Here is a 15,150-nt window from a genome sequence, read left to right on the forward strand (position 1 = left end):
AGTACTCGTTTCGATCATTAATGTATAGTGCTCGAATCTATATAGTGCTCGCTCAAATGTGTAATGTACTCGCGATGTGCAGTGTTCATCGAGATGTTTTTTATATTTACGTTGGAGCTAAAATGGGCTAACGAATACGGGAAGTAGCTAATAACTTATTAAGTAGCCAATAGCGCACGGCAAATGACGTACGACTGAACTGTGTGGGGAGACGGGCATAAAAAGATGAACAATTTTTAGCATTAAAAAGCAGGAAAATGTGTCGAAGGTGTAGAAAATATCACGAAGAAAGCGATTTTGGTAAGAGGGGTTGACAGAAAAGGAAAAGGGGGATGCTGTATGGATGAGATGCAGTTTGTGGTGTTCAGGCTGGGAAATGAGATGTATGGCGCACAAATACACAACATACAGGAGATCATTTTGCCGGTGAAGCCAACGAAAGTCCCAAACAATCCCGACTTCATTGAGGGCGTAATCGACTACCGCCAGGAGGTTGTGCCTGTGCTGGACCTTAAGAAAAGGTTCAGGCTGGGGCAATCCGATTACGGCCGTGAGGCACGGCTTATCGTAGCAGAGATGGGCAAAAAGAAGGTGGCCTTTATAGTGGATGAGGTCACAGAGGTTTTAAGGGTTGACTCTTCCAGGATAAGCGACCCCCCTGAGATGACCAGGATAAACAAGGATTATATAACTGGCGTGGCTAGGCTGGACAGCGGCCTGGTCATACTCCTTGACCTCTCAAAAGTGCTCACGGTTACTGAGCAGGAAGTACTGGAAGCCCTGTAATTTAGCTGTTTTACTGGAAAGTCGAACGTGAAATTACATTTGACTCATTTGACTGAAAATATTTTTTTATACGCAAAGGCAATTCATCTCTATTCGTGTTAAGATAGAGATTGAATTGCCTTTGTACTTTGTAATTAATAAACTTTTTATCTCATGGTCTGCCTGTGGTGTTCGTGCATCAGGTAGGGGATTCTCATGGCGTGTTGCGCTTCTGATGTCCTGGTCATGAAGAACAGGTCGCGGAGATAGGCAGTATGAGCTTTGAGGTACCGTTCTCCGTATTTTTTGTAATCGTTGGTTTCGGCCAGTATCCTTTGCTGCAATGCCTCCATGAAATCGTCAGGGACTTTAGGGTCTTCAATCTTTGGAGGTTGATACCTTCTTCCGGTCAGCATAAAATAGGCGTTCATGAAGTCTTGGGCATGCATCTTTTCGTCTTTGCTAAATTCCATAAATAGATCCTTTGCTCTCTGGGTGGGCGCTTTTTGTGCCAGCAGTTCATAATACCTGCTGTCTGTAAGCTCGTCTTTGATGTATTCTTCCAGGCTTCTTATAAGGCCCGGCGAGACAGGGTAGCAGTAACGGTCCATTTCCGGACTATAGGGATCCCAGCAGCCACAGAGTTCATTATCCATGTAGTCATATCTGCCGTGGTTGCCGTAACTGTGGTAGTAGTCATTATAGTAGTCGTTATAGTAATCATCGTAGTAGTTGTAGTCTTCATGATAATTTGCGCCGTTATAGCTGCACATCTTGTTCACCTCCAGAAATCGTTGGTTTTATCTTTTAACATTAACATTGTATGAAATGTGCTGAAAAAAGGTTCTTGAGAGGAGCAAATTTTTTGAATTGAAATGGTTTTAAATGGCAAATGTGTGGAAATGAGTAAACATTTAAAATAATTCAATATGCAATAACACAGGGAGATAAAAAGATGAAAAGCCTTCAACACTTCCCCAAATAGTAATAGACAATCTTTTTTGAGGATTTTATTTAGGTTTCAGTATGCTTATAATTAGATAAAATAAATCTGTTTGCGCTCCAGAGGGCGCCACAAATGTGTAGGGCAAGGGGGAAGTGATTGAATTGGAAAGCGAAGCCTCATCATACAGGGTTGGCCTGGCCTTTAATCTGAAAAAAGGAATCAAGGGCAGCGTGGAGGACATTGAAGCGGAATATGATAGCATAGATACGGTAATGGCCATCAAAAATGCCCTGGAGTCGATTGGCTGCCGGGTGGAACTGCTGGAGGCCGACCACAGTTTTTTGGATAAGCTCAGGCAGGCCCATGTGGACATCGTGTTTAACATTGCCGAAGGATTGGGAGGACGGGGAAGGGAGGCACACATTCCTGCCATTCTCAGCTTCCTGGGGATACCTTTCACAGGATCTGACGAAACCACCCTGTGCATAGCACTTGATAAGGCACTCACCAAAAGGCTGCTCACTTCTTTTAGAATTTTAACACCCAAGTATCAGCTCATATCCCATGAAGGCGAAAGGATAAGGCGTGATTTGAGGTTCCCACTCATCGTCAAGCCCAATGCTGAGGGGTCCAGCAAAGGAATATCCAGTATGGCTGTAGTTGACAATATGGAGCAGTTCAAATCTTTGCTTGAGAGAAACTTCCGACTGTACGGTCAGCCCATGCTGATTGAAGAGTTTATCCCTGGCAGGGAATTTACGGTGGGCGTTATAGGCAATGGCCGTGAGGCCAGGGTTTTCACCCCAATGGAAATAGTATACAAAGAGGATCGAGATGGTAAAAATATATACAGCTTTGAGGTGAAAAAGGATTATAAAAGATATGTGGAATATGTATGCCCTCCTGATTTGAGCCCTGAGCTGCAAAAGAAGCTAATGGATATTGCCGCTAAGATTTACCGGGTATTGCAGTGCAGGGATTTTGCTCGCATGGATTTTCGCATGTCAAATGACAACAGGTTTTATTTTATCGAGATTAATCCTCTTCCCGGTTTAGCCCCCGGATATAGCGATTATCCCATGATAGCGGAATTTTGCGGTGTGGAATATAATACAGTGATAAAGATGATATTGAATAGCGCCCTGAAGCGGTATGGTATGGCTCCTGTCATGTGAAAATCATTCTGTGAACGAGCGCTTTTAGGGCGTTTTTGATTTTAAAAATTTACAAGGAAAGAAGATGGTGTTGTGAGAGATTATCATTCGATAGAATTATGGGAGGACGTGGAGCCTGACCAGTGGAACGACTGGAGGTGGCAGGTCAAAAACAGGATTACTACGGTAGAGCAGCTGGCGAAGGTTATACCCCTGTCGGATGAGGAACAAAAGGAGATAGAGATGTGCCTCAATAAATACAGGATGGCAATCACTCCTTATTATGCCACATTGATGGACCCAGAGAATCCAAGGTGCCCTATCCGGGCCCAGGCGGTCCCATCTGCCAACGAGCTGGTGTTTCGGCCCGATGAGCTGGCCGATCCTCTTGGGGAGGATGCGGATTCTCCGGTTCCCAACATCGTGCACCGGTATCCCGATAGGGTGCTGTTTATACTGACCCACAAGTGTTCCATGTATTGCAGGCACTGTACCAGACGGCGCTTCGTTGGAGAGGAGGATTTCTCCATAGACAACGAGGCCGTCAGTCGGGCCATAGAATATATAAAGGATAACCGGAATATACGGGATGTGTTGCTATCTGGCGGAGATCCATTTATACTGTCCGATGAGTTTTTGGAGCGCATAATTTCCATGTTGAGGGATATCCCGCATGTCGAAATCATTCGGATTGGCACGAGAACCCCTGTGGTGTTGCCCATGAGGATTACAAGTGAGCTTATGAACATGCTGAAGAAATACCATCCCATCTGGATAAACACGCACTTCAACCATCCGATTGAGCTCACCCAGCAGTCTATAGCTGCCTGTGAGAGGATAGTGGATGCTGGAATACCCCTGGGCAATCAAACGGTTCTATTAAAAGGTATAAACGATGACGTTGAAACCATGAGAGAACTGTTGTTGAAACTGGTCAAGGCCAGGGTACGGCCTTATTATTTGTACCAGTGCGATGTGGCGCTGGGAATAGGCCATTTCAGAACGCCGGTTGAGACCGGAATCAATATAGTCAAAAACCTCAGGGGATATATATCCGGCTATGCTGTTCCAACTTACGTCATAGACGCTCCTGGCGGTGGAGGCAAAATCCCCATAAATCCGGAGTACGTCATCTCAATGGATGATGAAAAGGTGGTGCTGAAAAACTATCTGGATAAGGTGTACACTTACCCGAACGTTGCGTCTTGAATATGAAGTGATGTGTTAGTGTTGTGCTTGTTGCATTGGAAAATTTATGCCATTTTCAGCGAATTTTTGGGGTGTTTTTGCGAGCATAAAAAAACCGCTCAACCCTTACGGCTGAGCGGTTTCTGCTTGGTCTGGGTGAGAGGATTTGAACCTCCGACCTCTTGAACCCCATTCAAGCGCGCTACCAAGCTGCGCCACACCCAGATACCCATCTCGAGCACTATAAATAATACTACAAATTCTCCAAAAATGCAAGCCCCAATTTTGGCTTGGGCGCATGCGTATTTTGGGGAATAATTTTTAAACAGAATACAGTTTGGGCAATGTTTTTTGGGCAAGTTTACAGAGCATCTGAAATTTGATATTATTATTCTAGATATGTTTTAAGAAAGGAAGTAGCATGTCTATGGCGAATCGCGCCTTTGACTGGTTAAACCAGGCTGTAAAGGACCTAGAACTTGCCAAAAAATGTAGGGATAATGGGCATCATGAATGGGCTTGCTTTATATCCCAGCAGGCCGCCGAGAAAGCTGTGAGAGCTCTTCATCTTTATATGGGTCAAGAGGCCTGGGGGCATGTCGTTGCCAGGCTTATAAATGATTTGCCAGAAGAAGTTGAGGTTGAAGATAAGCTTATTGATAAGGCGAAGGTGCTTGATAGTTTTTACATACCTGCTAGATATCCTGACAGTCATCCTAAAGGGGCACCTTTTGAGCATTATGGCCCTTTACAGAGCGAGGAGGCTATAAAGTATGCCTGTGAGATCGTTGAATTTGTCCGTTCTAAAATGGCCTGATTTAAGCGAAGTAGTTAGTTCACTGGATAAGTGGGTAAAAAAAGTATTAAAGATAAGGTCAGATATAGTGAGAATAGGATATTTTGGGTCTTATGCACGGGGAGATTGGGGTGTTGGAAGTGACCTTGATTTGATTGTGGTGGTAAAGGAGTCCGATAAGCCGTTTTATGAGAGGTCAGACGAATGGGATGTTATGGATATACCTGTGCCGGTGGATTTGTTGATCTATACTAGCAAAGAATTTGTTAAATTGCAGGCCGAACAGAGTGGCTTTTACAAGCAGCTAGAAAAAGAAGTGGTGTGGCTTTATCCGGTGGAGGATAAAACCTACAATGTACAACTGCACGTATAAGTTTGATGGCCGGAAAAATCCTGTAATTGTACGAATTTTTAATACGAAATTGACAACAGGACGTGTTATATGTTACAATTAGCGAGTGCATAAGCCGCTCGAATGTGGTTTTAAAATTCCCATGGGGGATACCACCATTCGGCGAGTCTGGTTGGAGGAGGTGTACAGAATGTACGCTATTATTAGAACAGGCGGAAAGCAGTACAGGGTGCATGAAGGGGATATTTTGAACGTTGAAAAGCTGGATGTGCAGGAAGGATCCACTATTGAGCTTAATGAGGTACTGGCCATAAGTGACGATGACAATAACCTGAAAGTGGGAACTCCTCTGTTGGAAGGGGCAAGGGTTGAGGCCGAGGTTTTGAAGCACGGGAAAGGCAAAAAGGTTATCGTGTACAAGTACAAACCCAAGAAGAATTACCGCAGGAAATACGGCCATCGTCAGCCCTATACCCAGATCCGCATTACCAAGATTATTGGATAAGTACTGTTAAACAGGTTGGCCTATGATTCGTGCGGTGGTAAACAGAGCCTCATCGGGCGATATAATAGGGTTTGAGGTGTCCGGTCATTCGGGATATGCCGAGGCCGGAAAAGACATAGTGTGCGCCGCAGTATCTGCGATTGTCCAGACGGCTATTTTGGGCTTGACGGATGTGGTGGGGATTGAGGTTGTGTATGACCAGAAGCCGGGGGAAGCCCGGTGCAGCGTTCCTGAAGGGCTTTCCCAAGGCCTGCGGGAAAAGGCGAATATAGTTTTAGAAACTATGCTGTGCGGCTTAAAGAGCATACAGGAGGGATACGGAACATACATTAAAGTTGAAGAAAGGAGGTTGAGGTAGATGTTCAGGATGAATCTTCAGCTTTTTGCACACAAAAAGGGAGTGGGTAGCTCCCGCAACGGACGTGATAGCGAATCAAAGCGCCTGGGCGTAAAAAGAGCTGACGGCCAGTTCGTGCTGGCGGGTAACATCCTGGTGCGCCAGAGAGGTACCAAGATACATCCAGGCTTGAATGTAGGATTGGGTAAAGATGACACCCTATTTGCGAAGATTGACGGTATTGTAAAGTTCGAAAGGCTGGGCAAGGACAAGAAGAGGGTGAGCGTATATCCTGTAGAACAGGTGGCTGAAATAGCTGCTGTACGACAGTAAAGGGGATGGCGCGATAGAAGGCCTGTTGCAAAGCAGGCCTTTTATTTTTTTGGCCAGGAGATGACCGAATACGCTGTTTGTGAATATATTAATACAGGGCACAAGATGAAAGTATCTTCAGCCAAGATGTTCAACAGCTGCTATTAAGTCGTCACAATTTCAGGGCTTAGATAAATATGCCATCGATATGCGACGTATTTAGATAAAACGGATGGACGGGAGGAATCTATAATGTATCCAACGCATCGGCCTTTTATGGCCATTGCCGAGATAAAAGGAGGGCCACTGGCCCCTCAGCTCAGAGGCGTAGTGGTGTTTACTGATGTGCCAGGCGGCACAGAGGTTTATGTTGAGGTAGTGGGACTTCCACCATACCAGCCGGCACCTCCTGGAGGGCAGCCCATCGGGCCACACGGCTTCCACATACACGAATTTGGCAACTGCGATGTGGGCGACCCCCAGGACCCGTTCCAGCAGGCGGGAGGGCACTGGAATCCTACACAGCAGCCCCATGGGAATCACGCAGGGGATTTCCCGGTGTTGTTTTCAAATAACGGTTATGCCCGAATGACCTTTTTTACAGATAAATTTAAGGTTTGGGATGTGGTGGGACACTCAGTTATCATTCACGAGAATCCTGACGACTATCGCTCTCAACCGGCAGGAAATGCGGGCAGACGCTTGGCCTGTGGAGTCATTCGTCCCTGCTGAGGTGCATACGTGTTCTTCTTTTTTAATTTTTTTGAGATTTTTTCGGAATAATAAAGTGCAAGGAGATTTTAAATGTATCACAAGTTGTGGATTTGAGCGTTATATCGATGTTGCATCATCGCCGGGTGCCTTTTGAGCCATGACGCTGAATTTGACAAAGGATTCTGTTGAAAATCATCGATTTTTTATTATATAATATTGACACATAATCGAAGTACAGGTGATGCGATGTTTGTAGACATAGCAAAAATATTCATAAAAGGTGGCGACGGAGGCAACGGAGCTGTTTCTTTTAGGCGCGAAAAGTACGTTCCCCGCGGTGGCCCCGACGGGGGTGACGGAGGAGACGGTGGCGATGTTATCTTTGTCGTGGATCCGGGCATGCGCACCTTGATGGATTTCAGGTACAAGAAGCATTACAGGGCCGAATCAGGGCATAACGGCGGACCTAATAATATGAAAGGCAAAGACGGTGAGGACCTCATCATTAGGGTACCGCCCGGTACTGTTATAAGGGATTTCGAGACGGGTAAGGTTTTGGCGGATTTGACGCATCCCGGTCAGCAAAAGGTTCTGGCACGTGGAGGCCGTGGTGGCAAAGGGAATGCGCGTTTTGCCACTCCTACGCGTCAGACCCCCAGATTTGCTCAGCCGGGCGAAAAGGGAGAAGAACGGTGGGTTGTATTAGAGCTGAAGTCGATTGCCGACGTGGGGTTGATCGGTTTTCCCAATGTGGGCAAATCCACCATACTCTCTGTGCTCACATCTGCTCGTCCCAAAATAGCCAATTATCCTTTTACCACCCTGACGCCAAACCTGGGGGTGGTGGAGGTTGATAGAGAGCATTCCTTTATACTGGCCGATATTCCCGGTTTGATAGAAGGAGCACATAAGGGATTGGGTCTGGGACATGATTTTCTGCGTCACATAGAGCGTACCCGTATGCTGGTTCACGTGGTGGACGCATCGGGGATAGAGGGCCGGGACCCTGTGCAGGACTTCTATATCATCAACCAGGAGCTGCAAGCCTATAGCACAGAGCTGGCACAGCGTCCTCAGATTGTGGCAGCCAACAAGTGCGACCTGCCAGGGGCAGAGCATAACGTAAAGCGCTTGAAAGAGGAGCTGGAGCCAAAAGGGATTAAGGTGTTTCCGGTTTCTGCTACTCAAAACCAGGGGTTCAAAGAACTGGTTTGGGAGATTGTTGAAATGCTGGAAAAACTTCCTTCTGTTGAATCCTTTGAGGAAGAGGTAGCAGAAACTTATGATAATACACCAGAGCAAGAGCCCTTTGAGATTACTCGTGACGGAGATGTATACGTGGTATCAGGCCCGGCTGTGGATCGGCTGATGGCCAGCGTAAACCTGGACAATTACGACTCCCTGCAGTATTTTCAAAGGGCGCTGAGAAGGAGAGGGATCATTGATGCCTTAAAGGAGAAGGGTATTCAAAACGGCGATACGGTGCGTATCAATGATATGGAGTTTGAGTTCATTGAGTGACCATCATCATTAAATCGTTGAGTAGGGGGTCAAGGAAAGCGGCTATGGAGTGCATTCAGTGCCAGAACTGCAAGATGGGTCAGCCTATGTACTACTGTGCTGCCAAAGGTGAATTTGTCATTGACACTTCCAAAACCACGGTCATTGAAAAGACCCGGAGCGGTTGGAAAAAGGGTGACCCGAAGTATGAGCTGCACAGAAGGAAAAACCGCAAAGAGCTGGAAGTGTAAGTTATAAATCGAAAGCTAAAAAGGGCAATGCCGCATGAGGCTTGCCCTTTTGTTTTTGATCGTTATGCTCTTGTTAGCGTTGCAATTTTCTGTTAAGCTATGTGCGCTGTTGAGACCCGTAAACCATCAGGCCATGTGGCACTGTTGGAACTTGTACGCTATCGATCCATGTCCATTGTCAACCCATGTAAACTAGTCATTTAAAACTTCGTCCTGGGGTTTGGCCTCTTTGGCTCTGGGATTGGCGATGTACACTAAAATACCCAGCAGTACGAAGGATACCGATAATATAAGGTAATATATGAAATAGGTGTGAAAGATGAAGGATGCCACAAGGAATAACAGACCGTAAAGGATGTAGGTTCTGGCCTTTGCGGGGGTGAGGAGATTTTTCCTGGCCTGCCTTCTCCTCAGCCTTGACTTTTCAATCTCGCTTTTAAGATAGAGGTTTATGGCATCCTGGTCATTGAAAATACCTGACTTTTCCATTATTTTGAGCAGCCCATCGCCGTCGATCAGGTGTAGCTCAACGTCATCATGGTCTTGTAGGATGGCGCGGCACGTATCGCTGAAGCTTGACGAGGTGAAATAAAAGCCGGTTGTATATCCGCAGTGTTTCAGGACTTTCAAGAATTTGTACACCTCAAAAGGAGGTACCTTCTGGCTGTAGGGTGCGTGATAAAAACCTATGAGTGCCTGCCTACCCTTGTATGTGGCCTTCAAAAACCTTTTGCCTATTTTGATGTCTTCAAATTTCCCGCTGTGGAGCAGTGCCTTTGCAAGGCGCCATTTGAACTGTTCGGACGTAAGATTCAACAGTCCCTTCTTTCTGTATGTAGCTGCTGCGCTGTTTAGCTTTGCCTGCCGTTTTCTTTCAAGTTGCTTTGCCCTCAACTTGAAGTGTGCGATGCTGATGATCCCGACCACCACAATGGCAAAGATGACCGATAGCCAGGGAATTTTGGTCTTATAGACAAACCACAGGTATGATGTGATCAGCACAGCCGTGGCCAGCATTATGGCATCGATCAGCCAGCTTACGATGGATGTAGGTTTACCTTCTTCTTCAAGGTAATAGTTCCATTCGCCGATTTTGGCAGAAAGCTTTTTCAAAAGGTCCATAGCGCAAAACCTCCCCGTTAGGAAATTTTTCCCTGAACGGTGTTGGTTTATTCGTCATTTTAAGCGATTTATGCTATAATAAATATCGGTTTATCGGCTGCTGAAGAGCGGTGCTCTTTATTTTGGTAAATTGGCCGTGGTGGCTTTTTTCGGGTTAAAAAAGCGTTCGATATCTTTATTTTAAAAATTTTGAGAAGGACGGGATTGGTGTGCCGGATATGATGGGCAGTGAGGGCATGACAAACAATGATGAGGGCATACGGCCTGTAAGGCTGGGGATAGCGGGGGGAACTTTTGACCCCATACACATAGGACACCTCATAATCGCAGAGGTGTCCAGGCAGGAGTGCAACCTGGATAAGGTGCTCTTTATCCCCACAGGGATTCCCCCGCACAAGACGGGTTATGCTGTTACTCCGGCTGTCCACAGGTATGAGATGGTCAGGATGGCCATAATGGACAACCCCTATTTTGAAATAAGCGATATAGAGGTAAAAAGGGAAGGTTTTACGTATACCGTGGACACCTTAAGGGAGCTGAAAAGGATATATCCCGAAAACGTGGAGTTTTTCTTTATAATAGGCAGCGACACCCTGCCAGAAGTTAAGGGCTGGCGGGAGGCATCACAGGTAGTAAGGTACTGTCATTTTGTGGTGTACAGCAGGCCCGGGTATGATGTGGTTGAAAGGGAAGCACGGCTTTTGCGAGAGAGCATGGGAGCATCCATATATACTGTGCAGGGGCCGTTGATGGATATATCATCCACCTATATCAGGGATAGAATAAAACAGGGAAAGTCCATACGCTATCTCGTCCCACCAGTGGTGGAAGAGTATATCTATAAAAATCATTTGTATATGCAATTTTAGCAGCAGGAGGTTTGCAACATGATGGCCGAAATGATGCAGGAAAGCGAGATGTGTGAGAAGCTCAGGACTTTGATGGATGAGGAGAGGTATGTCCATTCTCTGGGTGTGAGGGATTGTGCTGTCATGCTGGCTCAGAGGTATGGGGCCGACGTGGAGAAGGCGAGAGTTGCAGGACTGCTTCATGATTGCGCCAAGGGCCTGCCAAGGCAGGAGATGATAAACAGGGCGGTGGAGGCTGGAATTGAGCTTGGACCTGAGGAGTTCCAGACCGAGGCTTTGTTGCATGGCCCTGTAGGAGCAGTGGTGGCCAGGCAAGTGTTCGGGATCGATGATCCAGATATACTGAGCGCAATTGAATGCCATACCACAGGGAAAAGGGATATGGCCTTGCTTGATAAGATAATATACCTGGCCGATTACATAGAGCCAAACAGGGATTTTCCCGAGGTGGAAGAGCTGAGGCATATGGCCGTGGAAGACCTTGACAAAGCTGTGCTTATGGCTTTGCGCCGAACCATCAAGTACGTGCTGGACACCGACCGCTTTCTCCATCCCAGGACGGTTGAGGCGTGGAACGATATGCTGAAGCGGTTTAAGAGGCAAAAAATTGATGGCTGATTCCCCTCATGTTGACAAATTGTGTATAATGGATATAATAAAGTAAAGAAAATGCAGATGGAGGGAAGGCTTTGCAAAACAACTCGAAGGAACTGGCTTTGCAGATTGCGAAGATTCTGGATGCCAAAAAGGCAATAGATGTAGTGGTACTCGATATCAGCCATTTGACCATTATCGCTGATTATTTTGTGATAGCCAGTGGCAACACGGAAATACAGGTAAGGGCTTTGTGCGATGAGCTGCTGAAGAGCATGAGACAGCAGGGCATTGAAGCGCGCACTCAGGAAGGATACAGGCATGGTAGATGGGTTGTTGTGGATTATGGCGATGTAATCGTGCATATTTTTCATCGGGAAGACAGGGCTTTTTACAATCTGGAAAGGTTGTGGGCCGACAGTTTGCCCCTCTCGGTTCACGGTCAAAACTAAAGCTCTCGCTCCTATGGGGGATGTTTGGACGGCCAACCGCCGACAAAGACCACCCTTCCAAGAATGGGATGAAAGGCGGTTCTTAATGTTGTAGGGCTGGACCGGTTTTAAGTTAAGCCTCTGGATAAGGAGATTTTTGGACGGATGCAGAAAGTATTCATGCATCCGTATAAGCCTCCCTCGGTGAAAGAGGAAGCCCACTTTCTTCAGAGGTGGGAGGAGGTCACTTTAATATGGAGGGGAAACCGTTATGGAATACAGATTCAGCGAGATTGAGAAAAAGTGGCAGGAGAGATGGGAAAAGGACAGGGCATTTCGTAGAGTAGAAGACCCTAACAAGAAGAAGTTTTATATGCTGGAGATGTTCCCGTATCCATCGGGCAAGCTGCACATGGGGCATGTACGGAATTATTCCATTGGTGACGTTATAGCGCGGTACAGGACCATGCAGGGATATAACGTCCTGCACCCCATGGGGTGGGATGCTTTTGGTCTGCCGGCTGAAAATGCAGCCATCGCTCACCAAATTCATCCCAGCACATGGACGTGGGACAACATAAACAACATGCGGGAGCAGCTTAAAGGGCTGGGTATAAGCTACGACTGGGAGCGGGAGGTGGCTACCTGCCATCCCAGCTACTACAGATGGACCCAGTGGATGTTCCTGCATTTCTTCAAACGAGGGTTGGCCTATAAAAAGCGAGCCTTTGTCAACTGGTGTCCCTCGTGCAGTACCGTGCTGGCCAATGAACAGGTGGTCAATGGCCACTGCGAGCGCTGCGGCACGCTGGTGGGCAAAAAAGACCTAGAACAGTGGTTTTTCAAGATCACCGACTATGCTGAACGTTTGCTCAGGGACATTGACAGGCTCACCGGTTGGCCGGAGAAGGTTAAAGTGATGCAGCAGAACTGGATTGGCCGCAGCGAAGGCGCTATGGTAGATTTCAGGGTGGAGGGCAGCGATGAGACCATTACCGTGTTTACCACACGGCCTGATACCATCTATGGCGTGACCTATATGGTGTTGGCGCCGGAACACCCGCTGGTGCTCAAGCTGGCCGAGGGCACTGAGTATGAGAGCGATGTGCGGGCTTTTATAGATAAGATGCAGTACATGAATGAAATCACGCGCACGTCGGAGGAAACCGAGAAGGAAGGCGTATTTATTGGACGATATGCCATCAACCCAATGAACGGCCAGAGAGTGCCGCTGTATATAGCAAACTACGTATTGCTGGATTATGGGACGGGTGCCGTGATGGGCGTTCCAGCTCATGACCAGCGGGACTTCGATTTTGCGACCAAATACGGGCTGCCCATAGTTCCCGTTATCAAGCCCGAGGACGATAGCGTAGATGTCCATAATTTGAAAGAGGCCTTTGAAGGGCAGGGCATAATGATAAATTCCGGACCATTCAATGGCCTGCCCAATCAGGAGGCTATGCAAAAGATAATTGAATACATGGAAGAGAAGGGTATAGGCAAGAGGCATGTAAGTTACAGGTTAAGGGATTGGCTCATCTCGCGCCAGCGTTACTGGGGAGCTCCCATCCCGATTATATACTGCGATAAGTGCGGTACTGTACCGGTGCCGGAGGATCAGCTGCCGGTGATACTGCCCACCGATGTAACCTTTACCGGTAAGGGGCAGTCGGTGCTGGCCGAGAGTAGGTCGTTTGTCAATACCACCTGCCCGCAGTGCGGAGGCCCGGCCAGGCGCGAGACCGATACCATGGATACATTTGTATGTTCTTCGTTCTACTTCTTGAGGTTTACCGACCCCAAGAATACCGAAGCCCCCTTCAGCCGCCAAAAGGCGGAGTACTGGATGCCAGTGGACCAGTACGTAGGTGGAGTGGAGCATGCTATACTTCACCTGCTGTATGCCAGGTTCTTCACCAAGGTGCTGTACGATATGGGGTTGTGCCCCGTGGATGAGCCTTTTACAAATCTGCTCACACAGGGTATGGTGCTCAAGGACGGCTCCAAGATGTCAAAATCCAAGGGCAATGTGGTAAGCCCCGAGGAGATCGTCGCCAAGTACGGAGCTGATACCGCAAGGCTGTTTATACTGTTTGCCGCACCGCCCGAAAAGGACCTTGAATGGAGCGATCAGGGCGTTGAGGGCTGTTATCGCTTTCTCAACAGGGTATGGAGATTGGTGAATGAATGCAAGGATGCCTGTAAGCATTATGTCAGAGATGAGAAGCCCGCTAGCCTGTCCGAGCGGGATAAAGAGCTTCGATACGTTGTGCACAACACCATAAAACGTGTAACGGTTGACATAGAAGAGAGGTTCAATTTCAATACGGCTATAAGCGCCATCATGGAGATGGTGAATGCCATACACCAATACAAGGAAAAGGTGGATGAGCCGCAACAGAACATGGCAGTGCTGGGCGAAGCCATCACCAATCTGCTGTTGTTGTTGGCACCCTTTGCGCCGCATATCGCCGAAGAGCTGTGGGAGGTCACCGGCCATGAGGGAAGCATACACGCGCAGCCGTGGCCTGCTTACGACCCGCAGGCTCTGGTACAGGAAGAGGTTGAAGTGGTGGTACAGGTCAATGGAAAGGTCAGAGATCGCATGATGGTGCCGGCAGATGCTTCTCAGCAGGAGGTTCAGGATATGGCGCTCAACCTCAGCAAGATACAGGAGCTCATAAAAGGCAAGAGCGTCGTAAAGGTCATTGTGGTGCCAAAGAAGCTGGTCAATATTGTGGTAAAGTGACGGATGGAGCGGTAAGTAAAGGTTTGATGATGGCCCAATAATGATAGAGACAAAATGTTTTTGATCAACGCCTGCGGGAAGTGCAAATGCATATCTGTGGATGTGTATGTGCACGCCCGGTCGAAAGGACGGATACATTGAAGGAGAAAATCCCATACCTTGAACAATAAAAAATGCTTAAAATAGCCAAAGGTGGACCAAGATAGATGTAAGATGAAAAGGGGGATATTCTGAGAGAATATCCCCTGTTTTTATGAAACGCCTGTCAATATTTTCTCTGATAATCGTCGTATGCCTGTGCTATAGGTGTAAAGCCGGCGGCTTTAACCTGGTCTATTACAATCCGGTGTATTTTGAGGGATTGTATATATTCTTTACCCATGGCCAGGGCGTATAGCCCGGGCCAGTTTATTGATGTCCGGCTCGGTTAAAGGTTCATTTACCTCATCGGATATCCTTTCCAGAGTAAGCTTTGTCTTTTCGATGTCAAAGTCCTGTACCCTGCTATCATTTTTGATGGTTTTCATGGCAATCCCCCAATTAGTACGCTCTCGAAAAGTCT

The 15,150-nt window shown here is 47.2% G+C and carries 19 protein-coding genes, 1 tRNA gene and 1 other annotated feature; of the genes, 16 read left to right on the top strand and 4 right to left on the bottom strand.

The window, feature by feature from the left end:
* The first annotated feature begins 339 nt into the window (after positions 1–339).
* A complete protein-coding gene (locus KVG29_RS04625) occupies positions 340–786 on the top strand; it encodes a chemotaxis protein CheW (protein ID WP_252226944.1) in 447 nt (148 codons plus the stop codon).
* Positions 787–932: 146 nt separating this feature from the next.
* On the opposite strand, the gene KVG29_RS04630 is transcribed toward KVG29_RS04625, so the two are convergent.
* Entirely contained in the window at positions 933–1,547 is a 615-nt protein-coding gene (locus KVG29_RS04630) for a ferritin-like domain-containing protein (RefSeq protein ID WP_252226945.1), read from the bottom strand.
* Positions 1,548–1,863: 316 nt separating this feature from the next.
* Between KVG29_RS04630 and KVG29_RS04635 the strand changes: the two genes are divergently transcribed.
* The gene (locus tag KVG29_RS04635) at positions 1,864–2,886 is read left to right on the top strand and encodes a D-alanine--D-alanine ligase family protein (RefSeq protein WP_252226946.1); all 1,023 of its coding nucleotides are present in this window, start codon (positions 1,864–1,866) and stop codon (positions 2,884–2,886) included.
* A gap of 72 nt (positions 2,887–2,958) precedes the next feature.
* Positions 2,959–4,074, top strand: coding sequence for a lysine 2,3-aminomutase (gene kamA, locus KVG29_RS04640; protein WP_252226947.1), 1,116 nt, complete (start codon positions 2,959–2,961; stop codon positions 4,072–4,074).
* Between the two features lie 127 nt (positions 4,075–4,201).
* On the opposite strand, the gene KVG29_RS04645 is transcribed toward kamA, so the two are convergent.
* Positions 4,202–4,278: transfer RNA gene (locus tag KVG29_RS04645), tRNA-Pro, on the bottom strand.
* Between the two features lie 202 nt (positions 4,279–4,480).
* Between KVG29_RS04645 and KVG29_RS04650 the strand changes: the two genes are divergently transcribed.
* The 8 genes from KVG29_RS04650 (at position 4,481) to KVG29_RS04685 (ending at position 8,820) form a co-directional block, all read left to right on the top strand.
* Entirely contained in the window at positions 4,481–4,870 is a 390-nt protein-coding gene (locus KVG29_RS04650) for a HEPN domain-containing protein (protein WP_252226948.1), read from the top strand.
* Positions 4,827–5,222: a nucleotidyltransferase domain-containing protein gene (locus KVG29_RS04655; RefSeq protein WP_252226949.1), complete on the top strand. Its 396-nt coding sequence runs from the start codon at positions 4,827–4,829 to the stop codon at positions 5,220–5,222. The genes KVG29_RS04650 and KVG29_RS04655 overlap by 44 nt, the downstream gene beginning before the upstream one ends.
* 79 nt (positions 5,223–5,301) lie before the next feature.
* Positions 5,302–5,381 (top strand) — a sequence feature (ribosomal protein L21 leader region).
* Positions 5,382–5,391: 10 nt separating this feature from the next.
* The gene (gene rplU, locus KVG29_RS04660) at positions 5,392–5,706 is read left to right on the top strand and encodes a 50S ribosomal protein L21 (protein ID WP_252226951.1); all 315 of its coding nucleotides are present in this window, start codon (positions 5,392–5,394) and stop codon (positions 5,704–5,706) included.
* Between the two features lie 22 nt (positions 5,707–5,728).
* Entirely contained in the window at positions 5,729–6,064 is a 336-nt protein-coding gene (locus KVG29_RS04665) for a ribosomal-processing cysteine protease Prp (RefSeq protein ID WP_252226953.1), read from the top strand.
* A complete protein-coding gene (rpmA, locus tag KVG29_RS04670) occupies positions 6,065–6,376 on the top strand; it encodes a 50S ribosomal protein L27 (RefSeq protein WP_092282438.1) in 312 nt (103 codons plus the stop codon).
* Between the two features lie 231 nt (positions 6,377–6,607).
* Positions 6,608–7,087: a superoxide dismutase family protein gene (locus KVG29_RS04675; RefSeq protein ID WP_252226954.1), complete on the top strand. Its 480-nt coding sequence runs from the start codon at positions 6,608–6,610 to the stop codon at positions 7,085–7,087.
* A 228-nt stretch (positions 7,088–7,315) separates the two neighbouring features.
* On the top strand, positions 7,316–8,590 hold the full coding sequence (obgE, locus tag KVG29_RS04680; protein WP_252226956.1) for a GTPase ObgE: 1,275 nt from the start codon (positions 7,316–7,318) through the stop codon (positions 8,588–8,590).
* A gap of 44 nt (positions 8,591–8,634) precedes the next feature.
* Positions 8,635–8,820: a hypothetical protein gene (locus tag KVG29_RS04685; RefSeq protein WP_025747892.1), complete on the top strand. Its 186-nt coding sequence runs from the start codon at positions 8,635–8,637 to the stop codon at positions 8,818–8,820.
* Between the two features lie 192 nt (positions 8,821–9,012).
* Here KVG29_RS04685 and KVG29_RS04690 read toward each other — a convergent pair whose 3' ends face one another.
* A complete protein-coding gene (locus KVG29_RS04690) occupies positions 9,013–9,942 on the bottom strand; it encodes a restriction endonuclease (protein ID WP_252226958.1) in 930 nt (309 codons plus the stop codon).
* Positions 9,943–10,160: 218 nt separating this feature from the next.
* Between KVG29_RS04690 and nadD the strand changes: the two genes are divergently transcribed.
* The 5 genes from nadD (at position 10,161) to KVG29_RS04715 (ending at position 14,985) form a co-directional block, all read left to right on the top strand.
* The gene (gene nadD / locus KVG29_RS04695; RefSeq protein WP_252227028.1) at positions 10,161–10,811 is read left to right on the top strand and encodes a nicotinate-nucleotide adenylyltransferase; all 651 of its coding nucleotides are present in this window, start codon (positions 10,161–10,163) and stop codon (positions 10,809–10,811) included.
* Positions 10,812–10,829: 18 nt separating this feature from the next.
* Positions 10,830–11,429: a bis(5'-nucleosyl)-tetraphosphatase (symmetrical) YqeK gene (gene yqeK / locus KVG29_RS04700; protein WP_252226960.1), complete on the top strand. Its 600-nt coding sequence runs from the start codon at positions 10,830–10,832 to the stop codon at positions 11,427–11,429.
* Between the two features lie 71 nt (positions 11,430–11,500).
* Positions 11,501–11,857, top strand: a complete 357-nt coding sequence (gene rsfS, locus KVG29_RS04705; RefSeq protein ID WP_252226962.1) for a ribosome silencing factor — start codon at positions 11,501–11,503, stop codon at positions 11,855–11,857.
* A gap of 250 nt (positions 11,858–12,107) precedes the next feature.
* On the top strand, positions 12,108–14,588 hold the full coding sequence (leuS, locus tag KVG29_RS04710; RefSeq protein WP_252226965.1) for a leucine--tRNA ligase: 2,481 nt from the start codon (positions 12,108–12,110) through the stop codon (positions 14,586–14,588).
* Between the two features lie 253 nt (positions 14,589–14,841).
* A complete protein-coding gene (locus tag KVG29_RS04715) occupies positions 14,842–14,985 on the top strand; it encodes a hypothetical protein (RefSeq protein WP_252226967.1) in 144 nt (47 codons plus the stop codon).
* Here KVG29_RS04715 and KVG29_RS04720 read toward each other — a convergent pair.
* Positions 14,963–15,115, bottom strand: coding sequence for a hypothetical protein (locus KVG29_RS04720; RefSeq protein ID WP_252226969.1), 153 nt, complete (start codon positions 15,113–15,115; stop codon positions 14,963–14,965). The two genes, KVG29_RS04715 and KVG29_RS04720, sit on opposite strands and share 23 nt — an antisense overlap.
* Between the last annotated feature and the right edge of the window lie 35 nt (positions 15,116–15,150).

The sequence above is a fragment of the Caldicoprobacter algeriensis genome (assembly GCF_023838525.1).
GTDB classification, from domain to species: Bacteria; Bacillota; Clostridia; order Caldicoprobacterales; family Caldicoprobacteraceae; genus Caldicoprobacter; species Caldicoprobacter algeriensis.